Raw genomic sequence first — 22,004 nt, forward strand, 5'->3', positions numbered from 1 at the left:
AAATCTTCCCGTGGAACCCAGCTCCTACATGGATTGTGTGTTGTCGGCCAGTTCTGTGTTTGGCTTGATAACCAAGCAAGCGCTTGGTAAGTTCGCTCCACCTCTCCGTGGAGCTTGCCGATGCCTGCCTATCAGGAATACTTCGATCCCAGCCACCAATTGGTCCGCGACAGCGTGCGCCGTTTTGTCGAGCGCGAGATTCTGCCGGGCATCGAGCAATGGGAGGAGGCCGAGCACTTCCCGCGCGAGTTGTACCTCAAGGCCGGTGCGGCGGGGATTCTGGGCATCGGTTACGCCGAAGCCCTGGGCGGTAGCCACGAGGGCGACCTGTTCGCCAAGGTCGCCGCCAGCGAAGAGTTGATGCGTTGTGGTTCCGCAGGCGTGGTGGCGGGGCTGGGCTCGCTGGATATCGGCCTGCCGCCCATCGTCAAATGGGCCCGCCCCGAGATCCGCGCGCGTGTCGCTCCCCAGGTCTTGTCTGGCGAGAAGATCATGGCCTTGGCCGTCACTGAGCCGGGGGGTGGTTCTGACGTGGCCAGCCTGCAAACCCGAGCCGTGCGTGAGGGCGACTGTTATCGGGTCAGTGGCAGCAAAACCTTTATCACCAGCGGCGTGCGCGCCGACTACTACACCGTGGCTGTACGTACTGGCGGGCCGGGCTTTGGCGGCATCAGCCTGTTGCTGATCGAGAAGGGCACGCCAGGCTTCACCGTCGGCCAACCGTTGAAGAAAATGGGCTGGTGGGCGTCGGATACTGCCGAATTATTCTTCGACGATTGCCAGGTGCCGGTAGGCAACCTGATCGGCAGCGAGAACATGGGCTTTGCCTGCATCATGGGCAATTTCCAGAGCGAACGCCTGGCCCTGGCGTTGATGGCCAACATGACGGCGCAGATGGCGCTGGAAGAGAGCTTGAAGTGGGCCGCCCAGCGGGAGGCCTTTGGCAAACCGATCGGCAAGTTCCAGGTGCTCAAGCACCGCCTGGCGGAGATGGCCACGGCGGTCGAGGTTTCCCGGGAGTTCACTTACCGCCAGGCGGCGAAGATGGCCGCGGGCAAGAGTGTGATCAAGGAGATTTCCATGGCCAAGAATCTTGCCACCGACACGGCTGACCGGGTGACGTATGACGCGGTGCAGATTCTTGGCGGGCTGGGTTATATGCGCGGCAGCCTGGTGGAGCGGCTGTACCGGGACAATCGGATTTTGTCGATTGGTGGCGGCACTCGGGAGGTGATGAACGAGATCATCAGTAAGCAGATGGGGTTGTGATTGATAGGGTTCTCAGGGGCCTCATCGCGGGCATTCAAAAGTTGGAACTCGATCCAATGTGGGAGCGGGCTTGCCCGCGATGAGGCCCGCCCAGACACAGCAAATCAGCGCTCAGTCAACCCGAACTGGGTCAAACAGAACGTCGGAACCCCCATATCCTCCAACCGCTGTGAGCCACCCAGTTCCGGCAAGTCAATGATCGCTGCGGCTTCAAAAATCCGTGCACCCATGCGCCGTGCCAGGTTGGCCGCAGCAATCAAGGTGCCACCTGTGGCGATCAGGTCATCGAACATCAGCACCGAATCCCCTTCACACAGGCTGTCGGCGTGCACTTCGAGGAAGGCTTCACCGTATTCGGTCTGATAGCCCTCGGACAGCACGTCCGCTGGCAGCTTGCCCTGTTTGCGGAACAGGATCAGTGGTTTGTTCAGTTGATAGGCAATCACCGAACCGATCAAAAAGCCCCGGGCATCCATCGCGCCGATGTGCGTGAACTCGGCTTCGACGTAGCGATGGATAAAAGTGTCAGCCACCAGGCGCATGGCCTTGGGCGACTGGAACAGCGGCGTGATATCGCGAAAGATCACCCCAGGCTTGGGGAAGTCGATGACGGGGCGGATCAGGGATTTGATGTCGAAGGAGTCGAAAGCCATCGTCGGGAGTCCTGGGGGCAAAGACTCGCCAGTATACCTGCGGCCTGGCCGGTTGGCTTGGCCGCAAGTGTCGCATCCCGCGTGCGGCGGTCAGCCGTCGAGGGAGCCGCCGGCCAGTGCGCAGAGCTGGATCGGGTCGAGGATATGAACTTCCTTGCCCTCGGCGGCAATCAGTTCGTTTTGCTGGAAGCGGGTGAACACCCGGGAGACGGTTTCCACCGCCAGGCCCAGGTAATTGCCGATTTCGTTGCGCGACATGCTCAGACGGAACTGGTTGGCCGAGAAACCACGGGCGCGGAAACGTGCCGACAGGTTGACCAGGAAGGTGGCAATCCGTTCGTCGGCGGTTTTTTTCGACAACAGCAGCATCATTTGCTGGTCATCCCGGATTTCCCGGCTCATCACGCGCATCAACTGGCGGCGCAACTGTGGCAGTTGCAGGGCCAGTTCATCCAGGCGTTCGAACGGAATCTCGCACACCGACGTGGTTTCCAGGGCCTGGGCCGACACCGGGTGGATCTCGGTGTCCATGCCCGATAGGCCTACCAGTTCGCTGGGCAAGTGGAAACCGGTGATCTGCTCTTCGCCGCTATCGCTCAAGCTGAACGTTTTCAAGGCGCCCGAGCGTACTGCATAGACGGAATCGAACTGATCACCCTGGCGAAACAGAAACTCGCCTTTCTTCAGTGGGCGACCACGTTTAACGATTTCGTCCAGCGCATCCATGTCTTCCAGATTCAGCGAAAGTGGCAAGCAGAGGGGCGCCAGGCTGCAATCCTTGCAGTGAGCCTGGCTGTGAGCGCGCAGTTTAACTGGCTCGGACATTTCTTAAATCCTTGTGGGAAAACACACATAAGACGTAAGGGTACCGCACTGAGGGACTATCAGGCCAGCCTGTACAAAAAACCGGCAGGGGTATAAAGAATTTTGCACAGCGGCCGATGGACTGCTAACGACCAAGAGCTTGGAGGCTCCCGATATGCTTTCCATTGACGGCAATCTTCCGTCCCGCACCATGGTGCCGACTTTGCTTGAGCCGAAAAAAGCCAGCGCTGTTGGCGCTGAGGCCCAAACGCCAGCGCTCGGTGAAACCAAGCCTGCCGAAGGCGTAAGCGTGACCTTTTCCGGTGCGTCGCTCAAAGCCGCCAACGCCGAGAAAGCGGCCAACAACGATATCGAAGAAAGCGGGCTGGACGAGAACGTGCAGAAGCTGCTGAAGATGATTCGCCAGTTGAAGCAGCAGATCGCAGAAAAGATGGCAGAGATGTCGTCGATCATGGCCGACAAGCGCCTGAGCCCGGATCAGGCCCAGGCGAAACTGGGTGGCGTGCAAGCGGCATTGGGCGGCCTGCAAGCTGCGCTGACCTCCGCCTATGCATCCTTGAACGAAGCGATGAAGAACCTGAGTGCCGAGGATGCGGTGAAGGCCGCCGCGTTGGTGGCCAAGTAACCCGGCTCAGATCACCCGGGAAAATCGTTGCCTATTCTGTTGCTCCAGATAGGCATCGAACACCATGCACACCGAGCGCACCAGCAGGCGTCCGGCCGGCAGTACGCGAATGCCCTCGGCGTCCAGTTCGATCAGGCCGTCATTGGCCATCGCTTCCAGTTGCGGCCAGAGTTCGGCGAAATAGCCGCGAAAATCCACGGTAAATGCCTGCTCGATGCTTTCGAAATCCAGGCTGAAGTGACAGATCAACTGCTGGATCACCGCGCGCCGCAAACGATCGTCGGCCGTGCAGAGCAGGCCGCGACTGGTGGCCAATTGCGCCCCAGCCAGGGCGTTCTGGTAATGACTCAGGTCGCTGCCGTTCTGGCAGTACAAGTCACCAATCTGACTGATGGCCGATACCCCAAGCCCGATCAAGTCACAGTGCCCATGGGTGGTATAGCCCTGGAAATTGCGCTGTAGGGTGGCCTCTTCCTGGGCAATGGCCAGTTCGTCATCGGGCAGGGCGAAGTGGTCCATGCCGATGTAGTTGTAGCCGGCCGCCGTCAACTGTTCGATGGTTTCCTGCAGCATCTGCAACTTGACGGCGGGGGCCGGCAGGTCGTCGCTGTTGATCCGCCGCTGGGGCAGGAAACGTTCCGGCAGGTGGGCGTAGTTGAACACGGAGAGCCGGTCGGGTTGCAGGCTGATGACCTCGGCCACGGTGCTGGCGAAATGCTCCGGTGTCTGCTTGGGCAGGCCGTAGATCAAGTCGATATTGATCGAGCGAAACTGCAGGGTGCGCGCGGCATCGATCACCGCGCGGGTTTCTTCCAGGCTTTGCAGGCGATTGACCGCCCGTTGCACCTCGGGGTCCAGGTCTTGCACGCCGATGCTCACGCGGTTGAAGCCCAGTTCACGCAGCAGACCCATGGTGGCCCAGTCGGCTTCCCGTGGGTCTATCTCGATGCCGTAGTCGCCGGAGTCGTCATCCAGCAAGTTGAAGTGCTGGCGCAGTTGCGCCATCAACTGGCGCAACTCGTCGTGGCTGAGAAAGGTCGGCGTGCCGCCGCCAAAATGCAGCTGCTGTACTCGCTGGTTGGGGGCCAGGTGGCAGGCGACCAGTTGAATCTCTTGCTCCAGGCGCTGCAGGTAGGCCTGGGCGCGACCGCGGTCCTTGGTGATGACTTTGTTGCAGGCGCAGTAGTAGCAAATGTTCGCGCAGAACGGCACGTGCACATACAACGACAGCGGGCGCACGGCCTTGCGGCTGTCGCGCAGGGCGTGCAGCAGGTCGAAGGTGCCGACCTGGCTGGTGAATTGTACGGCGGTGGGGTAGGAGGTGTAGCGCGGCCCCGCGAGGTCGTAGCGATGAATCAGATCTGTGTCCCAACGAATGGCGTCGAGCATGCGGGCATTCCCCGGATTGGCTAGTGGGCCGAGTCTAGGGGCATGGCTGGACGGTCATCTTGATTTGTATCAACGGGGAGCGGCGCTATGCCACATGGCCTTTTAGTGGCCCATAAGCCAGTGCTGATGGGGGCCGGGTAGGGTCCAGATACCGAACACAATCACCAGCAGGCCACCGGCCATGCGCACACTGCGCTTGCGCAACAGCGCGGTGACGCGTTCTGCCGCCAGCCCGGTGGCGAGCAATACCGGCCAGGTGCCGAGCCCGAAGGCCAGCATCAACAGCCCGCTATCCAAGGCGTTGCCCTGGCTGGCAGCCCACAGCAATGTGCTGTAGACCAGGCCGCAGGGCAGCCAGCCCCACAGCGCGCCCAGCAGCAAGGCGCGGGGCAGGCTGGACACCGGCAGTAAACGGTTGGCAAACGGCTGGATATGGCGCCACAGGCCGCGCCCGAGGCTTTCGATACGGGTCAGGCCGCTCCACCAGCCGGCCAGGTACAGGCCCATGCTGATCAACAGCAGGCCGGCAAGGATGCGCATGAACATCGCCGCCGGGCTGTTGGCCACCGCCCAGCCGGCCAGGCCGATCAATACGCCGGCGCAGGCATAGCTAAGGATGCGTCCCAGGTTATAGGCCAGCAGCAGGCGAAAACGCCGGCTGCGCTGCTCCGGGGGGATCGCCAGGGTCAGTGCGCCCATCAGGCCACCACACATGCCCAGGCAATGGCCGCCGCCCAACAGGCCGAGGATCAGCGCGGAAACCAGCAGCGGCGCGAGGTCAAGCATGGGGCGGTGCCGGCTCGTCAGGCTTGCTCGGTGGCTGCGCATGGCTGCTGGCCTCGTCGACAGCGGCCAAGTGCTTGGGGTCCTGGTCGTCGAACAGCACGCTGTGGGCCGGCCCGTCGAGGTCGTCATACTGGCCGCTGTCCACCGCCCAGAAGAAGATGTAGATGGCGATGGCGACGATCAGCAGCGCCGCTGGAATCATTACGTAAAGAGCTGGCATCGCTACTCCATGCCCTTGCGGCTCAAGCCGGCAGCGGACGGGACTGTGGGGTGGCGCTCGCAGCGCTGGTGCGCGGCAGGCGAGTCAGGCGCAGGGCATTGAGCACCACGGTCAACGAGCTGAGGGACATGCCGATCGCGGCCCAGATCGGCGTGATCCAACCGAGGGCGGCGAACGGCAACATCAGGCCATTGTATAGCCCGGCCCACAGCAGGTTTTCAATGATTACGCGGCGCGTGCGCCGTGCCAGGCTGAAAGCTTGTACCAGGGCGTCGAGGCGGTTGGACAACAGCACCGCATCGGCGCTGGTTTTCGCCAGGTCAGTGGCCGAACCCATGGCCACGCTGATATCAGCGGCGGCCAGTACCGGCACGTCATTCACGCCATCACCGAGCATCAACACCTTGCGGCCTTCCTTGTGCAACTGTTGCAGCACCAGCAGCTTGTCATCGGGGCGCAGGCCGCCATGGGCTTCGTCGATGCCCAGTTCGGCGGCGACGCTGGCGACCATCGGCGAGCTATCACCCGATAGCAGCAAGGTACGCCAACCCCGCGCCTTGCACGCGGCCAGCAGCGCCGGTGCATCGCTGCGCAGGCGATCATCCAGGACAAACCAGGCCAGGGCGCCGCTGGTATCGCCCAGCAGCAACCATTGGCCAGCGTCTTGCGGCGATTGAGGAATCGCGCAGCCACTCAATTCACAGACAAAGCCGGGCTGGCCGATGCGCAGCAGGCGTTCGCCGACGCGGCCCTCGAGCCCCAGGCCCGGGGTGCTGAGCACTTCGTCAGCCGCCAGTGGGGCGCGGCCAAAGGCCCGGGCAATCGGGTGTTCGGAGCGGTTTTCGAGGGCGGCGGCCAGGGCCAGGGCCAGATCGCTGCTCATGCTGCCCAACGGCCGGATGGCACGCAGGGCCAGGCGGCCTTCGGTGAGGGTACCGGTCTTGTCGAAAATCACCGTGTCGATCTGATTGAGGCCTTCGAGCACATGGCCGCGGGTCAGCAGCAGGCCGAGTTTGTGCAGGGTGCCGGTGGCGGCAGTCAAGGCGGTGGGGGTTGCCAGCGACAAGGCGCAGGGGCAGGTGGCAACCAGCATCGCCAGGACAATCCAGAACGCCCGAGAAGAATCCAGCTCCCACCACAGCAGGCCAATCAGCGCGGCGGCGATCAGCGAGCAGAGCAGGAACCATTGGGCGGCGCGGTCGGCGATTTGCGCCAGGCGCGGTTTTTCTGCCTGGGCCCGCTCCAGCAGGCGCACGATGGCCGACAAGCGGGTGTCATGGCCCAGGGCGCGTACTTCAACGGTCAGCGCACCCTCGACGTTGAGGGTGCCCGCGGTGACGGTGTCGCCGGCCTGTCGTGGTTGTGGCAGATATTCGCCGGTAAGCAGCGACTCATCGATACTCGATTGGCCATCGAGGATCACCCCGTCTGCGGGCAGAATCGCGCCCGGGTGCACCAGCACTCGGTCGCCCAGGGCCAGTTCGGTGAGCAGGATACGATCGCTCTGGCCATCGGCTTTGAGGCGCAGGCACGAGGCCGGCAGCAGGTTGACCAGTTGGGCGGTGGCGGCAGCCGTGCGTTCCCGGGCGCGACGCTCCAGGTAGCGCCCGGCCAGCAGGAACAGCGCGAACATGCCCACGGCATCGAAATACAGCTCGCCCACCCCGGTGATCGCGGTCCAGATCCCCGCCAGGTAGGCGCCGCCAATGGCCAGCGAGACCGACACATCCATGGTCAGGTGGCGGGTGCGCAGGTCACGCATGGCGCCCTTGAAAAACGGTGCACAACTGTAGAACACGATGGGGGTGGTCAGAAACAGCGCAACCCAGCGCAGGATCTCGTGTAGCTCTGGGCTCAGGTCGATATTGAACTCCGGCCAGGTGGCCATCGTCGCCATCATCGCCTGGAACCATAGCAGGCCGGCCACGCCCAGTTGGCGCAAGGCCAGGCGGTTTTCACTGGCTAACTGTTCAGCGGCACGGTCGGCTTGATAAGGGTGGGCAGCGTAGCCGATATGGCGTAGCTCGCTGAGCACCTGGCTCAACGGCAATTGCCCATCGGCCCAGCGCACATGCAGGCGGTGGTTGGACAGGTTCAGCCGCGCCTCGGCCACGGCCGGCAGGCTGCGCAAGTGTTTCTCGATCAGCCAGCCACAGGCGGCGCAACTGATGCCTTCCATCAACAGCGTGGCTTCGGCCAGGTCGCCGTCGTGGCGCACGAAGGGCTTTTGCACATCGGCGCGGTCGTACAGCGCCAGTTCGTCGACCAACTGCACGGGCAACGCCTCTGGGTTGGCTGAGGCCTCGCTGCGGTGTTGGTAATAGCTTTCCAGCCCACCTGCGACAATTGCTTCGGCCACCGCCTGACAGCCCGGGCAGCAGAGCTCGCGGGGCTCGCCGAGGATCACCGCAGTGAAGCGGCTGCCGGGCGGGACTGGGAGGGCGCAGTGGTAGCAGGGGATTGGGGTGGTCATGGTTTTGGATCTGTGTGGGCGGGGAGGGCCTCATCGCGGGCAAGCCGGCTCCTACAAGGTTATCGCACACTCCCTGTAGGAGCCGGCTTGCCGGCGATGCGCGAAGCGCAGACTTTCAGTTTTTCAGGTCTTCAGCACCCTGCAACGGCTCGTCACCCAACTTCAGGTCGGTGCCATGGCTGACTTCTTCCTCTTCAAACATGCGCCAGGTCCTGTCGCCTTCCACCCCCAACAGCTCGACGAAGCGCCGGCCTTCGACCTTGTCAGTGACCTGGCCGATATAGCGACCCGGCTCGCTCTCGCTGCGGGTGAGCATGACCTTGCGGTCTTTCTCCGGCTGGGTCGGCGAAATCAGGTTCAATTCCAGTGTGGTCGGCCCGCTGTTGCCGGTGAGGTGCAACTCGACTTCGCCGGTCAACTCATCCAGGTGCATCGTGGCGCGCATTTGCAGGGTCTGGGCCAGCAGTTCGCGGTCCAGGGAGCGGTTGATGCCCTTGCCCGCCTCGTAGTAGTTGTCGTTGACCAGGTTGTCCGGGTTGTTCACCGCGATGGTCACCATGGACAAGGTCAGCGTCACCGAGCAGGCCAGGATGGCAATGATGATCCAGGGCCAGAGGTGCTTGTACCAGGGGCTTGCGGCAGTTGCTACGGGCATTGTTCTGCTCTCTTTTAACGAATTTGTGGGCCGATGAACCGGCTCTTGGCTTCAACGTGGACGCTGTCATCATCAGCATCCTTGAGGATGAATTTCACCTCGTTGGTGGTCGACGGCATTTGTTCCGGCGCGCTCGACAGTTCCACCGGCATGGTGAAGATTTCCCCGGCGGCGACCTTGATCTCGCGCTTGCCTTGCAGCTTGAGGTCCGGCAGGCCCGTGGCGTCCAGCACGTAGGTGTGGTCGTGCTGGTCCTTGTTCATGATCTTCAGGCTGTAGACGTTCTCGATCCGCCCTTCGGCGTTTTCGCGGTACAGCACGCGGTCCTTGCTGACGTCGAAACCCACCAGCGAACGCATGAAGAACGCCGCGGCCAGCAGGCTGATCATCGCCAGCAGCACCAGCGCGTAGCCGATCAGGCGCGGGCGCAGCTTGTGGGTCTTTTGCCCCGACAGGTTATGTTCGGTGGTGTAGCTGATCAACCCGCGAGGGTAATCCATCTTGTCCATGATGGTGTCGCAGGCGTCGATGCAGGCGGCGCAGCCAATGCACTCGATTTGCAGGCCGTCGCGGATATCGATGCCGGTAGGGCAGACCTGCACGCACATCGTGCAGTCGATGCAATCCCCCAGGCCCTGGGCCTTGTAGTCGACACCTTTCTTGCGCGGGCCACGCACTTCGCCGCGGCGCGGGTCGTAGGACACGATCAGGGTGTCTTTGTCGAACATCACGCTTTGGAAGCGCGCATACGGACACATGTAGATGCACACCTGCTCACGCAGCCAGCCGGCGTTGCCATAGGTGGCGAGGGTGAAGAAGCCGACCCAGAAGTACGACCAGCCATCGGCCTGGCCGGTGAAGAACTCGAACACCAGTTCGCGGATCGGCGAGAAGTAGCCGACAAAGGTCATGCCGGTAACAAAGCCGATCAGCAGCCACAGCGTGTGCTTGCTGAGTTTACGCAGGAACTTGTTGGCGCTCATCGGCGCCTTGTCCAGCTTGATCCGCTGGTTGCGGTCGCCTTCTGTGACCTTCTCGCACCACATGTAGATCCAGGTCCACACGCTTTGCGGGCAGGTGTAGCCGCACCAGATACGCCCGGCGTAGACGGTGATAAAGAACAGGCCAAAGGCCGAAATGATCAGGATCCCCGACAGCAGGATGAAATCCTGGGGCCAGAATGTCGCACCGAAAATGAAGAATTTGCGCTCTGGCAGGTTCCACCAGACGGCCTGGTGCCCGCCCCAGTTCAGCCACACCGTACCGAAGTACAGCAGGAACAAGCCGGCACCGCCGAGCATCCGCAGGTTGCGGAACATCCCGGTGAAGGCGCGGGTGTAGATTTTCTCCCGCGAGGCGTAGAGATCGACGGTGTCGCTGGTTTTTTTGGCAGGCGGGGTAACGTCATGTACCGGAATCTGGTTGCTCATCATTGCATCCCACGGCAGTGGAGATTTGCCTCGGCCAGTACGTGCCAGCCGGGGTCAAAATAGGGGTCTTGCAGTGGCGTAATGATACGCCTGTAGCACCGGTGAACGGGTGCGACCTTTGGTCGCGTTGGGGGAAATCAATTGATGGTGTACGTGACTTGAATCAATTGACAGCGTGAGTATGGACAGTTTTTCAGGGCCTGTAGGTCATTCGTCCCATGGGTTGATCAATGTCACACCGCTGCTTTGGAAGTCGGTGACATTGCGGGTGACCACGGTCAGGCCGTGAACCAGAGCGGTTGCGGCGATCAGCGCGTCACCTTCGTTAGCACGATCCGGCACATGCAGGCTGGCGCAGCGTAATGCCACGGCAGCGTCAATTGGCAGGATTCTGGCATCGAAGGCCGGCATGACATGGCGTTTGAGCCAGGTGCGCAAGACCTTGCCCTGCGCGGGGTCACGGCGCTCCATTCGCTGCACCCCAGTCTCCAGTTCTTTCAAGGTAATCGCCGAAATATACATGCGCGGTGCGGCGACGGTTTTGGCCCAGGCCACCACATTTTTGTCGGCCTGGGGTTTGCGTAACTCGGAAATGACATTGGTATCGAGCAGATACATCAAGAGAGGTCCACGGGTCGATGGATAATTACGGCACGCTCGGTTTCAAACTCGATGTCCGCCGCTTCGGGCATCACCAACAGGTCAACGATATCGGCGTTGATGCCTGTCAATTTTTGGTAGTCCTCAATACTTAGCAGTACATGGGCAGGCTTGCCTCGGTCGGTGATAAAAACCGGTCCTTGGCGCGCGGCTTTTTTGGCACCGCTTGTGTCTTGGTTGAATTCGCGGCTGGAGATGGTCGTAATTGTCATGGGGCGCCTCCCAGTAGGGTGGGTGAATGTAGTTACGTTACTACGCCGAACTGAAACGCTACAAGCTTCAAGCTACAAGCGGTCGATGTGTTTCACCGGCAATAAAAAAGCCCCTGTCACCGCTAGGGCGACAGGGGCTTTTTCTTGCGGCTTGCCGCTTACTTCTGCTCTTGCTGCTCTTTGTGCGACAGGCTGTAAACATACGCCGCCAGCAAGTGCACCTTGTCATTACCCTGCAATTGCTCCTGCGCAGGCATCTGGCCCTGACGGCCGTAACGGATGGTCTGCTGCAGTTGGGCGAAGCTGGAGCCGTAGATGAACGCGCCCGGGTGGGTCAGGTCAGGTGCGCCCATCGCTGGCGTACCTTTGCCGGCCGGGCCGTGGCAGGCCACGCAGTTGGCGGCGAACAGCTTCTCGCCGTTGGCTACGTCGGCCTTGGCGCCTTCCGGCAGCTTGCGGCCATCGAGGTTGGTCAGCACGAAACCGGCGACGTCAGCCACGCCTTGTTCACCGATCACTTCAGCCCAGCCCGGCATCACCGCGTGACGGCCCGCCATGATGGTGGCCTTGATGGTTTCCGGCTCGCCGCCCCAGCGCCAGTCGGCGTCGGTCAGGTTGGGGAAGCCATAGGCACCCTTGGCGTCGGAACCGTGGCATACCGAACAGTTGGAGGCGAACAGGCGGCCACCCATCTTCAGGGCTTGTGGATCTTTGGCCACTTCCTCAATGGGCATGGCGGCAAACTTGGCGAAGATCGGTCCGAACTTGGCGTCGGAGCGGGCCATTTCCTTTTCCCACTCGTGCACACCGGTCCAGCCGCTCTGGCCATTGGCGAACGGGGTTTGCTTCTCGTTGTCGAGGTAGGCATAACCCGGCAGCAGGCCCTTCCAGTTACCCAGGCCCGGGTACAGCACCAGGTAGCCCAGGGCGAAGATGATGGTGCCGACGAACAGCATGAACCACCACTTAGGCAGTGGGTTGTCGTATTCCTCGATGCCATCGAACGAGTGGCCAACCGTCTCGTCCGTTTGCTCGGCGCGCTGGCCCTTGCGGGTCGACAGCAACAGCCAGGTCAGGGCAAAAATGGTACCCAGACTGAGGACTGTGACGTACAGACTCCAGAACGTAGTCATTCTTTGTTACTCCTAGAAGCTTGCTCGACGTGCTTGATGGCTTCGGGATCATCCGCAAAAGGCAGCAAGGTCGCGTCTTCAAACTCTGACTTGCGCTTGGGGCTGAACACCCACAACGTCAGGCCGATAAAGGCCACCATCACGACAACGGTGCCCAGGCCTCGAATCATCCCGATATCCATTCAGATCACCGTTTGCTTTTGATGATGGTGCCCAGGCCTTGCAGATAGGCCACCAGCGCGTCCATTTCGGTCTTGCCCTTGACGGCTGCCTGGGCACCGGCGATGTCTTCATCGGTGTAAGGCACGCCTAAGGTGCGCAAGACTTCCATTTTCTTGGCAGTGTCTTTGCCGTCGAGCTTGTTTTCCACGAGGAACGGGTACGCCGGCATTTTCGACTCGGGCACCACGTTGCGCGGGTTGTACAAGTGCGCACGCTGCCAGTCATCGGAGTAACGCCCACCCACACGGGCCAGGTCCGGACCGGTACGCTTGGAACCCCACAGGAACGGGTGGTCCCACACGCTTTCACCGGCAACCGAGTAGTGGCCATAGCGTTCGGTTTCAGCACGGAACGGACGGATCATCTGCGAGTGGCAGCCGACACAGCCGTTGGCGATGTACACGTCGCGGCCTTCCAGTTCAAGGGCGGTGCGCGGCTTCATGCCTTCGACCGGCTTGTTGGTCACGTCCTGGAAAAACAGCGGAACGATCTGGGTCAGGCCGCCGATACTCACGGCGATGACCATGAAGAAGGCCAGCAGGCCGATATTCTTCTCGACTACTTCATGCTTCATCAGTGAGCTCCCACGACGGCGATCTTGGTGGCGGCTTCAGCCTCTACAGGGTTGGAGGCACGCACGGTGCGCCACACGTTGTAGGCCATGAACAGCATGCCGCTGGCGAAGAACGCACCACCGAGGGCACGTACGATGAAGCCAGGATGGCTGGCTTGCAGCGCTTCAACGAAGGAGTAGGTGAGGGTGCCGTCATCGTTGATTGCACGCCACATCAGGCCCTGGGTGATGCCGTTGACCCACATCGAAGCGATGTAGAGCACGGTGCCGATAGTGGCCAGCCAGAAGTGGGTGTTGATCAGGCTGGTGCTGTGCATCTGAGCCCGGCCATAGAGCTTGGGAATCATGTGGTACAGCGCGCCGATGGAGATCATCGCGACCCAGCCCAGAGCGCCGGCGTGTACGTGGCCGATGGTCCAGTCGGTGTAGTGGGACAGCGAGTTGACGGTCTTGATCGCCATCATCGGCCCTTCAAAGGTCGACATGCCGTAGAACGCCAGCGATACCACCAAAAAGCGCAGGATCGGGTCGGTGCGCAGCTTATGCCAGGCGCCCGAGAGGGTCATCATGCCGTTGATCATGCCGCCCCAGCTCGGAGCCAGCAGGATGATCGACATGGCCATGCCCAGGGACTGTGCCCAATCCGGCAGTGCGGTGTAGTGCAAGTGGTGAGGACCGGCCCAGATATACAGGGTGATCAGCGCCCAGAAGTGCACGATGGACAGGCGATAGGAGTAGATCGGACGCTCGGCCTGTTTCGGCACGAAGTAGTACATCATCCCCAGGAAGCCGGTGGTCAGGAAGAACCCTACGGCGTTGTGGCCGTACCACCACTGGATCATTGCATCGGTCGCACCGGCGTAGGCCGAGTAGGACTTGAAGAAACTCACCGGCAGGGACGCGTGGTTGACGATGTGCAGCATCGCCGTCACGACGATGAAGGCACCGTAGAACCAGTTGCCGACGTAGATGTGCTTGGTCTTGCGCTTGACGATGGTGCCAAAGAACACGATGCCGTAGGTCACCCAGACGATCGCCAGAAGGATGGCAAGGGGCCATTCCAATTCCGCGTATTCCTTGGTGGTGGTGAAGCCCATTGGCAGGGTGATGATGGCGCCGACGATTACTGCTTGCCAGCCCCAGAAGGTGAAGGCGGCGAGGCCGTCGGAAATCAGTCGCGTCTGGCAGGTTCGCTGCACGACATAGTAGGAAGTGGCAAACAGTGCACATCCGCCGAAGGCGAAGATCACCAGGTTGGTGTGCAGTGGGCGTAGGCGTCCAAACGTCGTCCATGGCAGGTCGAAGTTCAACTCCGGCCAGACCAGTTGCGAGGCGATGAAGACACCGAGCCCCATGCCAAGGATCCCCCAGACCACCGTCATGATGGCGAACTGGCGGACTACCTTATAGTTATAAGCAGTCGGACTGATTGCTGTGCTCATTCTAAGGTTCCACGGTTTAGGTGTTTTATTAGGATAAAAATCGGCCGCAAGTATGGACAATGCGAAGTGCCATTGCAACGTAACGCTGACCTGCGTCAATGCGTTTCAAGCCAGATTCTGCGCCCTTTCCCTATTTGGAGTAAGGACAAAATCAAAAATGAAAAGCTGACGGGTTGGACAGGAATTTTGAGGGGGCGCAGGTACTTGCAACGCGATGCGTAGGGACACGTTGCCAAGGTGACGAATGGTCGGTGGCGCGACAGCCGGTAACTGTCAGCCCTTGCGCCTGTCACCCTGCTGGAATGTCTGACTCATCGAGTGCAAGTCGAGCTGCGGCCGATCAACGCCGGCCCACTGTCGAAACAAGCGTAGACCCGATTGGCGAGAGGGGAAAGGTGTGCTTTAGAAGGGTGTGACAATCTGGCGCAGGGCGCAGCGGTTAATAGCGAGCTGCAAGCGGCAAGTTTGAAGCGGGGAGGGAGAGGGTTGAAAAGGCTGCAAGAGCCGAGTTGAGAACTCTTCTCTTGCAGCTTATTGCGTGAAGCTTACTTCTGATCTTTCTGCGACAGGCTGTAGACGTAGGCCGCCAGCAGGTGGACCTTGTCGTTGCCTTGCAGCGCTTCCTGCGCCGGCATCTGGCCTTGGCGGCCATGGCGGATAGTCTGTTGCAACTGCGCAAGACTGGTGCCGTAGATGAAACCGGCAGGCTGCGTCAGGTTCGGCGCGCCCATGGCTTCAACACCGTGGCCTTCTGGGCCGTGGCATGCCACGCAGGTGGTGTCGAACGCTTGCTTGCCGGCAGCCAGGTCGACTTTGCTGTCAGCCGGCAGCGGCAACTTGGCCAGGTCGTGACGCACATAAGCGGCGACGTTTTTCACCCCGTCTTCACCCAGCACTTCACCCCAGGCCGGCATCGCGGCATGGCGACCGTTCATGATGGTCAGCTTGATTGCATCAGCCGAACCACCCCAGCGCCAGTTGTCGTCCGCCAGGTTCGGGAAGCCGTAGGCGCCCTTGGCGTCGGAGCCGTGGCACACCGCGCAGTTGGAGGCAAACAGGCGACCGCCCATTTTCAACGCTTGCGGGTCCTTGGCCACTTCTTCCACGGGCATGGCGGCGAATTTGGCGAAGATCGGCCCGAACTTGGCGTCGGCCTTGGCCATTTCCTTGTCCCATTCCTTGGTCTGGGTCCAGCCGTCTTCATAGCCCGGCAATACGCCTTTCCAGTTGCCCAGGCCCGGATAGAGGATCAGGTAGCCGACGGCAAACACCAGGGTGCCGGCGAACAACATGAACCACCATTGGGGCAGGGGGTTGTCGTACTCCTCAATCCCGTCGAACGCGTGGCCCATGGTCTGGTCGACGCTGCCCTTGGTCTCGCCCTTGCGGGTGCCGAACAACAGCCAGGTCAGGCCGATCAGGCTGCCCAGGGTCAGTACACAGATCCATGTACTCCAAAAGGTAGTCATGGCCGAATGCTCCTTGTTACAGGCTCTTCTTGAGCGTCGGATGGGGTGCCAATGGCGTCAGGCTTAGGCTCATCGGCAAATGGCAGCAGGCAGGCCTCGGCGAACTCCGGGTTGCGCTTGGAGTTGAACACCCACAGCGACAAGCCGATGAAGGCAATTGCCACCACCAGCGTGCCGAGGCCGCGGATCATTCCGGTATCCAGTTCAAAACCCATGGTTCACCTCTTGCTCTTGATTGCAGTGCCGAGCACTTGCAGATAGGAGACCAGGGCGTCCATTTCGGTCTTGCCCTTGAGGCTGTCCACGGCCGCGGTGATGTCCGCGTCGGTGTACGGCACGCCGAGGGTACGCATGACCTTGAGCTTGGTTTCGGTGTGGCTGCTGTCGACCTGCGCGGTGACCAGCCATGGGTAGGCCGGCATCTTCGACTCAGGCACTACGTTGCGCGGGTTGTACAAGTGCGCGCGGTGCCAGTCGTCGGAGTAGCGGGCGCCAACCCGGGCCAGGTCCGGACCGGTACGCTTGGAACCCCACAGGAACGGGTGGTCCCAAACGCTTTCGCCGGCGACCGAGTAGTGGCCATAGCGTTCGGTCTCGGCGCGGAACGGCCGGATCATTTGCGAGTGGCACTGTACGCAGCCTTCGCGGATGTAGATGTCACGGCCTTCCAGTTGCAGCGCGGTATAGGGCTTCATGCCTTCCACCGGCTTGTTGGTCACGTCCTGGAAGAACAGCGGGACGATCTGTGTCAGGCCGCCGATACTCACGGCCAGCACCATCAGCAGCATCAGCAGGCCGACGTTCTTTTCAATCGTTTCGTGTTTCATCATCGACTCCTCAGGCCATCCGCGCCGCAGCGGCTACTTCGGCAGGTTGTGCCGAACGCACGGTGCGCCAAGTGTTGTAAGCCATCAGGAACATGCCGCTGAGGAAGATCGCACCGCCCACCAACCGCACGATGAAGCCTGGGTGGCTAGCCACCAGGGTTTCGACGAAGGAGTAGGTCAAGGTGCCGTCTTCGTTGACCGCACGCCACATCAGGCCCTGGGCAATGCCGTTGACCCACATCGAAGCGATGTAGAGCACGGTGCCGATGGTAGCCAGCCAGAAGTGCGCGTTGATCAGGCCGAGGCTGTACATCTGCTCGCGACCGAAGACTTTCGGGATCATGTGGTACAGCGCGCCGATGGAAATCATCGCCACCCAACCCAGAGCGCCGGCGTGTACGTGGCCGATGGTCCAGTCGGTGTAGTGGGACAGGGCGTTGACCGTCTTGATCGCCATCATCGGACCTTCAAAGGTCGACATGCCGTAGAACGCCAGCGATACCACCAGAAAGCGCAGGATCGGGTCGCTGCGCAGCTTATGCCAGGCGCCCGAGAGGGTCATCATGCCGTTGATCATGCCGCCCCAGCTTGGCGCCAGCAGTACCAGCGACATCACCATGCCCAGGGACTGTGCCCAGTCCGGCAGCGCGGTGTAGTGCAAGTGGTGAGGACCGGCCCAGATGTACAGGGTGATCAATGCCCAGAAGTGCACGATGGACAAGCGATAGGAGTAAACCGGACGCTCGGCCTGTTTCGGCACGAAGTAGTACATCATCCCCAGGAAGCCCGCAGTGAGGAAAAAACCTACGGCGTTATGGCCGTACCACCACTGCACCATGGCATCCGTCGCACCACCGTAGAGGGAGTAGGACTTGGTCAGGCTGACCGGGATTTCCAGGTTGTTGACGATATGCAGGATCGCCACGGTGATGATGAACGCACCGAAGAACCAGTTACCGACGTAGATGTGCTTGGTGTTGCGCTTGGCCACGGTGCCGAAGAACACGATGGCGTAGGCGACCCAGACGATGGTGATCAGGATGTCGATCGGCCATTCCAGCTCGGCGTATTCCTTGGAACTGGTGTAGCCCAATGGCAAGCTGATTGCCGCCAGCAGGATCACCAATTGCCAGCCCCAGAAGCAGAACGCCGCGACTTTCGGCGCGAACAGCTGGGTCTGGCAGGTGCGTTGCACCGCGTAGAAGGAGCTGGCAAACAGCGCACAGCCACCAAACGCGAAAATCACCGCGTTGGTGTGCAGTGGGCGCAATCGACCGAAACTGGTCCAAGGCAGGTTGAAGTTGAGTTCGGGCCATACCAACTGGGCAGCGAGAAAAACCCCGAGCCCCATGCCGACGATGCCCCACACCACCGTCATAATGGCGAATTGGCGGACCACCTTGTAGTTATAGGCGGTACTTAAAGTAGTGTTCATGGTTCCCCATCCACGGTTCAACCCAAGCAGATGCGGCACTTGGGCTGGAGTTATAGGCAGACTAAAAAGCGAGGCAAGCATGGGCAAAGAGCACAAGGCCAGTATTGACGGGGATCAATGGGCGCAGTGTGTGCGTGAACAGGGTTGGTTATGGAATGCGGCCACGCGCGTTGGCGCAGGCCCCTCACCGACGCTGATCCTCGCCCACGGAGCCGGCGCGCCGATGGACTCGGGCTTTATGGACGACATGGCTGCACGCCTTGCCGGGCATGGCGTGAGCGTGTTGCGCTTCGAGTTCCCGTACATGGCCCAGCGCCGTGTGGACGGCGGCAAACGCCCGCCGAATCCGGCGCCGAAACTGCTGGAATGCTGGCGCGAGGTATATGCCCAGGTGCGACGTCATGTCGCTGGGCCCCTGGCGGTGGGCGGCAAGTCCATGGGCGGGCGCATGGCCAGCCTATTGGCCGATGAATTGGCGGCTGATGCCCTGGTATGCCTGGGTTATCCGTTCTATGCGGTGGGCAAGCCGGAAAAACCCCGGGTCGAGCACCTGGCCGGGCTGAAGACGCCGACGTTGATTGTGCAGGGCGAGCGTGATGCGCTGGGCAATCGGGCGGCGGTGGAGGGTTATGTGCTGTCGCCGAGCATCGAGGTGATGTGGCTGGTGGCAGGGGATCATGATTTGAAGCCGTTGAAGGCTTCGGGGGTTACCCATGAGCAGCATCTGGAGGCGGCGGCGGTGAAGGTGGCTGGGTTTCTCGGCGCCTGTTAGGGCCTCATCGCAGCATAGGTATCTACACAATTTTGCTGCATCGCATAAAGCCAAGCAGATAGGGCTGTTGTGGCGAGCGGGCTTGCCCCGCGCCGGGGTGCGAAGCAGCCCCAGTAAGCTGTATGCGGTGTATCAGATACTCCGTAGTGGCTGGTTTTGGGGCTGCTTCGCACCCCGGCGCGGGGCAAGCCCGCTCGCCACAGGAGAGATCGTCAGTTTCTGAAAGTTGTGTAGATACCGATGCCCATCGCAGGCAAGCCAGCTCCCACATTTTGATGTGTGAATACATTCAAAATGTGGGAGCTGGCTTGCCTGCGATAGCGATCTAACGGTTAAACCGCTCCACCAACGAATACTGCGTATTCGCCGTATGCGTCAACTCCTCACTCAACTGCGCCGAATTCAACGCCTGCTCCGACGTCTGGTCCGCCAACAGCGCAATGGTGCTGATATTGCGGCTGATCTCTTCGGCCACCGAGCTTTGCTCCTCGGTCGCGGCGGCGATCTGGGTGGTCATGTCGGTAATATGCGCCACCGCCTCGCTGATTCCCACCAGCGCAGCGTCCGCTTCCATTACCCGCGCCACACCTTCTTCAGCCTGGCGATGCCCGGCGTCCATGGTCTGCACGGCGGTGCTGGCGGTCTGTTGTAGCTTGGCGATCAGGGCATGGATCTGCCCGGTGGACTCGCTGGTGCGTTGCGCCAGTTGCCGCACTTCGTCGGCCACCACCGCAAACCCGCGACCCATTTCACCGGCACGGGCCGCTTCGATGGCTGCGTTCAGGGCCAGCAGGTTGGTCTGGTCGGCAATACCCTTGATCACATCCACCACGCCGCCGATCTCGTCGCTGTCCTTGGCCAGTTGGGTCACGGTCACGCCGGTTTCCCCGACCACCACCGACAGGCGCTGGATGGCTTCACGGGTTTCGCCGGCGATATCACGCCCGCGCCCGGTCAGGCGATTGGCTTCCTGGGTCGCATCGGCCGTGCGCTGTACATGGCTGGCGACTTCCTGGGTGGTGGCGGCCATCTGATTGACGGCGGTGGCGACCTGCTCGGTCTCCACGCGCTGGCGTTCCAGGCCGGTCGAACTGTTGTGGGCCAGGGTGTTGGATTGACGCGCCTGCTCGTTGAGGTGCTCGGCGGTGTCCTGCAGACGGGTCAGGCAGGTCTTCAGGCGGGCTTCCTGGCTGAGGATCGACATCTCCAGGCGTGCTTGTGCGCCACGGCTGTCGGTGTACATCTGTGCGATCAGCGGGTCGGAAGTGGTCTGTTCGGCCAGGCGCAGCAGGCGCTTGAGGCCGCGCTGCTGCCAGCTCAGGCCGAGCAGGCCCAGTGGCACTGACAAGGCAGCGGCCAAGGCAAAGCCCCAATGGGAATTGAGCCAGATGCCAATCAGGAAACTCAGTTGGCTGACCATGATAAACGGCAGCCAGTCCTGCAACACCGGCAGCCATTTATCACTGCGCGGGATGGCCGACTTGCCTTGGTTGATACGCTGGTACAGCGCTTCGGCACGGCGGATCTGCTCGGCGGTCGGCTTGACTCGTACCGATTCGTAGCCGATCACCTGTTCGCCGTCGAATACCGGGGTCACATAGGCGTTGACCCAGTAGTGATCGCCGGTCTTGCAGCGGTTCTTGACGATGCCCATCCATGGCAAGCCTTGTTTGAGCGTCGTCCACATATGCGCGAACACGGCCGCCGGCACATCCGGGTGGCGAACCAGGTTGTGCGGGGCGCGCATCAGTTCATCCCGGGAAAACCCACTGATCTCGACAAACGCATCGTTGCAGTAAGTGATCACGCCTTTGGCATCGGTCGTGGAGATCAACCGTTGTTGAGCGGGGAAGGTACGTTCGCGCTGGGTAACGGGTTGGTTATTACGCATGATTGATCAATCCGCAAGGCTTTGACAGGTTGTCGGCCAGTGCGGGGGTTTATTTAACTTATTTTTGCAATAATCCGCGCCAGCGAAAGCTCCTGCCGGCGCAGCCTCAGCGCTGGCGATCAGGCCAGCATTGGGTAGGTAAACAACCCGAAATGCAGCAGATTCAAACCAAAGTGCGTAGCAATCGCCGCGCCCAGGCCGCCGAAGCGGTAGGCCAGGCCATAACCCGCGCCAGCAATACTGGCCAGCAGCACCCATTGCCAGCCCGCGCCCACATGCACCAGGCCAAACAGCAGCGAAGCCAATAGCAAGGCGAGGTTTTCGCCGTAGGGCATTTGCTTGAAGCGCCGGCTCAGGCCGCCCTGGATATAGCCGCGAAACAACGCTTCCTCAACCAGGGTCACCAGCAACAGGTTATTCAACACCCAGAGCCAGGCCTGGTCTGGCCATTTGGGGGCCCAACTGATGATGCCCAGCAGTACCGCGCCACCCAGGGCGGCGATGGTGGTCAGGGTCAAGGCCAGCGCGGTGGCATAGATCGATAGGCGCAACGGGCGGCGGGCGACGATCCACGGGCAGGCGAGTAGCAGCCAGAAGCCAATCAGTGGTTTGTCCTGGTTCAGGTACAACGAAAAGGGCACGGCGTCGGCGGTGAAACGCTGGGGGTCGATGGCGCGACCGTTTTGGAAGCCGGGTAGCCAGTGCATCGCCAGGCCCAGGGCCAATACGATGAACAGGCCATGGCCAAGGTAGCGCGCCCATGGGACGTGCTGTTGGCGTACGGCGTAACCTGCGACCAGCAGTAGCCCGATGGAAGCCCCTGCCAGCAAACCCAGTTGCCCGTAGGTCAGGGCCAATCCATAGCCAATGGAAAGAAGGGCCAGGTACAGCCAGGGCAAAGCGGGCATAAAAAATCCTTGTGACGGTCAACGTGACGCAATTGCTTGATGTAGCAGCCGGTAAGCCGGCGCCTACAAATGAGGGCGCGGATTATAGCGACAGTTGCAGGCGGTAAAAATGAAAACACCGCCCGAAGGCGGTG

23 protein-coding genes are annotated in these 22,004 nt (G+C 61.2%); 3 read left to right on the top strand and 20 right to left on the bottom strand.

Annotated elements, in window-relative coordinates:
* Window positions 1-120: 120 nt before the first annotated feature.
* Window positions 121-1,269: an acyl-CoA dehydrogenase family protein gene (locus tag HKK57_RS18105; protein ID WP_169390515.1), complete on the top strand. Its 1,149-nt coding sequence runs from the start codon at window positions 121-123 to the stop codon at window positions 1,267-1,269.
* A 104-nt stretch (window positions 1,270-1,373) separates the two neighbouring features.
* Here HKK57_RS18105 and HKK57_RS18110 read toward each other — a convergent pair whose 3' ends face one another.
* Window positions 1,374-1,922, bottom strand: a complete 549-nt coding sequence (locus HKK57_RS18110) for an adenine phosphoribosyltransferase (RefSeq protein ID WP_029298174.1) — start codon at window positions 1,920-1,922, stop codon at window positions 1,374-1,376.
* A gap of 90 nt (window positions 1,923-2,012) precedes the next feature.
* Window positions 2,013-2,747, bottom strand: coding sequence for a fumarate/nitrate reduction transcriptional regulator Fnr (gene fnr, locus HKK57_RS18115; protein WP_029298173.1), 735 nt, complete (start codon window positions 2,745-2,747; stop codon window positions 2,013-2,015).
* 154 nt (window positions 2,748-2,901) lie between these two features.
* Here fnr and HKK57_RS18120 point away from each other — a divergent pair, with 154 nt between their 5' ends.
* A complete protein-coding gene (locus HKK57_RS18120; protein WP_029298171.1) occupies window positions 2,902-3,372 on the top strand; it encodes a hypothetical protein in 471 nt (156 codons plus the stop codon).
* A gap of 6 nt (window positions 3,373-3,378) precedes the next feature.
* Here the strand turns inward: HKK57_RS18120 and hemN are convergent, their stop codons facing one another.
* The 16 genes from hemN to ccoN (HKK57_RS18200) form a co-directional block, all read right to left on the bottom strand.
* Complete coding sequence (gene hemN, locus HKK57_RS18125; RefSeq protein ID WP_169390516.1) at window positions 3,379-4,761, bottom strand: oxygen-independent coproporphyrinogen III oxidase; 1,383 nt, start codon at window positions 4,759-4,761, stop codon at window positions 3,379-3,381.
* 102 nt (window positions 4,762-4,863) lie between these two features.
* A complete protein-coding gene (locus HKK57_RS18130) occupies window positions 4,864-5,547 on the bottom strand; it encodes a sulfite exporter TauE/SafE family protein (RefSeq protein ID WP_092231773.1) in 684 nt (227 codons plus the stop codon).
* Window positions 5,540-5,767 (bottom strand): cbb3-type cytochrome oxidase assembly protein CcoS, encoded by a 228-nt coding sequence (ccoS, locus tag HKK57_RS18135; protein WP_029298166.1) that lies wholly within the window; start codon window positions 5,765-5,767, stop codon window positions 5,540-5,542. The genes HKK57_RS18130 and ccoS overlap by 8 nt, the downstream gene beginning before the upstream one ends.
* 22 nt (window positions 5,768-5,789) lie before the next feature.
* Window positions 5,790-8,240, bottom strand: a complete 2,451-nt coding sequence (locus HKK57_RS18140) for a heavy metal translocating P-type ATPase (RefSeq protein WP_092231770.1) — start codon at window positions 8,238-8,240, stop codon at window positions 5,790-5,792.
* A gap of 115 nt (window positions 8,241-8,355) precedes the next feature.
* A complete protein-coding gene (locus HKK57_RS18145) occupies window positions 8,356-8,895 on the bottom strand; it encodes a FixH family protein (protein WP_029300032.1) in 540 nt (179 codons plus the stop codon).
* Between the two features lie 14 nt (window positions 8,896-8,909).
* Window positions 8,910-10,325 (bottom strand): cytochrome c oxidase accessory protein CcoG, encoded by a 1,416-nt coding sequence (gene ccoG, locus HKK57_RS18150; protein ID WP_029300034.1) that lies wholly within the window; start codon window positions 10,323-10,325, stop codon window positions 8,910-8,912.
* A 207-nt stretch (window positions 10,326-10,532) separates the two neighbouring features.
* Window positions 10,533-10,943, bottom strand: coding sequence for a type II toxin-antitoxin system VapC family toxin (locus tag HKK57_RS18155; protein ID WP_070994712.1), 411 nt, complete (start codon window positions 10,941-10,943; stop codon window positions 10,533-10,535).
* Complete coding sequence (locus HKK57_RS18160) at window positions 10,943-11,197, bottom strand: type II toxin-antitoxin system Phd/YefM family antitoxin (protein WP_029300038.1); 255 nt, start codon at window positions 11,195-11,197, stop codon at window positions 10,943-10,945. Before HKK57_RS18160 ends, HKK57_RS18155 begins: the two co-directional genes overlap by 1 nt.
* Before the next feature lie 158 nt (window positions 11,198-11,355).
* A complete protein-coding gene (ccoP, locus tag HKK57_RS18165; RefSeq protein ID WP_029300040.1) occupies window positions 11,356-12,330 on the bottom strand; it encodes a cytochrome-c oxidase, cbb3-type subunit III in 975 nt (324 codons plus the stop codon).
* Window positions 12,327-12,512: a cbb3-type cytochrome oxidase subunit 3 gene (locus HKK57_RS18170; RefSeq protein ID WP_169390517.1), complete on the bottom strand. Its 186-nt coding sequence runs from the start codon at window positions 12,510-12,512 to the stop codon at window positions 12,327-12,329. Before HKK57_RS18170 ends, ccoP (HKK57_RS18165) begins: the two co-directional genes overlap by 4 nt.
* Before the next feature lie 5 nt (window positions 12,513-12,517).
* Complete coding sequence (gene ccoO / locus HKK57_RS18175; protein WP_029300047.1) at window positions 12,518-13,126, bottom strand: cytochrome-c oxidase, cbb3-type subunit II; 609 nt, start codon at window positions 13,124-13,126, stop codon at window positions 12,518-12,520.
* Window positions 13,126-14,568, bottom strand: a complete 1,443-nt coding sequence (gene ccoN, locus HKK57_RS18180; protein ID WP_057439486.1) for a cytochrome-c oxidase, cbb3-type subunit I — start codon at window positions 14,566-14,568, stop codon at window positions 13,126-13,128. Before ccoN (HKK57_RS18180) ends, ccoO (HKK57_RS18175) begins: the two co-directional genes overlap by 1 nt.
* Window positions 14,569-15,113: 545 nt before the next feature.
* A complete protein-coding gene (gene ccoP / locus HKK57_RS18185; protein WP_029300050.1) occupies window positions 15,114-16,037 on the bottom strand; it encodes a cytochrome-c oxidase, cbb3-type subunit III in 924 nt (307 codons plus the stop codon).
* Complete coding sequence (locus HKK57_RS18190) at window positions 16,034-16,252, bottom strand: cbb3-type cytochrome oxidase subunit 3 (RefSeq protein WP_029300053.1); 219 nt, start codon at window positions 16,250-16,252, stop codon at window positions 16,034-16,036. The genes ccoP (HKK57_RS18185) and HKK57_RS18190 overlap by 4 nt, the downstream gene beginning before the upstream one ends.
* Window positions 16,253-16,255: 3 nt before the next feature.
* A complete protein-coding gene (ccoO, locus tag HKK57_RS18195; protein WP_029300055.1) occupies window positions 16,256-16,864 on the bottom strand; it encodes a cytochrome-c oxidase, cbb3-type subunit II in 609 nt (202 codons plus the stop codon).
* Between the two features lie 10 nt (window positions 16,865-16,874).
* Window positions 16,875-18,299 carry a cytochrome-c oxidase, cbb3-type subunit I gene (gene ccoN, locus HKK57_RS18200; protein ID WP_070994710.1) on the bottom strand — a complete coding sequence of 475 codons (1,425 nt, stop codon included), beginning with the start codon at window positions 18,297-18,299 and terminating at the stop codon, window positions 16,875-16,877.
* Between the two features lie 79 nt (window positions 18,300-18,378).
* Between ccoN (HKK57_RS18200) and HKK57_RS18205 the strand changes: the two genes are divergently transcribed.
* A complete protein-coding gene (locus HKK57_RS18205; RefSeq protein ID WP_237150380.1) occupies window positions 18,379-19,071 on the top strand; it encodes an alpha/beta family hydrolase in 693 nt (230 codons plus the stop codon).
* Window positions 19,072-19,396: 325 nt separating this feature from the next.
* Here the strand turns inward: HKK57_RS18205 and HKK57_RS18210 are convergent, their stop codons facing one another.
* Together HKK57_RS18210 and HKK57_RS18215 are read right to left on the bottom strand one after the other, a co-directional pair.
* Window positions 19,397-20,962 carry a methyl-accepting chemotaxis protein gene (locus HKK57_RS18210; RefSeq protein ID WP_029300060.1) on the bottom strand — a complete coding sequence of 522 codons (1,566 nt, stop codon included), beginning with the start codon at window positions 20,960-20,962 and terminating at the stop codon, window positions 19,397-19,399.
* 119 nt (window positions 20,963-21,081) lie between these two features.
* Window positions 21,082-21,870, bottom strand: coding sequence for a CPBP family intramembrane glutamic endopeptidase (locus HKK57_RS18215; RefSeq protein WP_029300061.1), 789 nt, complete (start codon window positions 21,868-21,870; stop codon window positions 21,082-21,084).
* Between the last annotated feature and the right edge of the window lie 134 nt (window positions 21,871-22,004).

Source organism: Pseudomonas sp. ADAK21 (assembly GCF_012935735.1).
Lineage (GTDB): Bacteria > Pseudomonadota > Gammaproteobacteria > Pseudomonadales > Pseudomonadaceae > Aquipseudomonas > Aquipseudomonas proteolytica.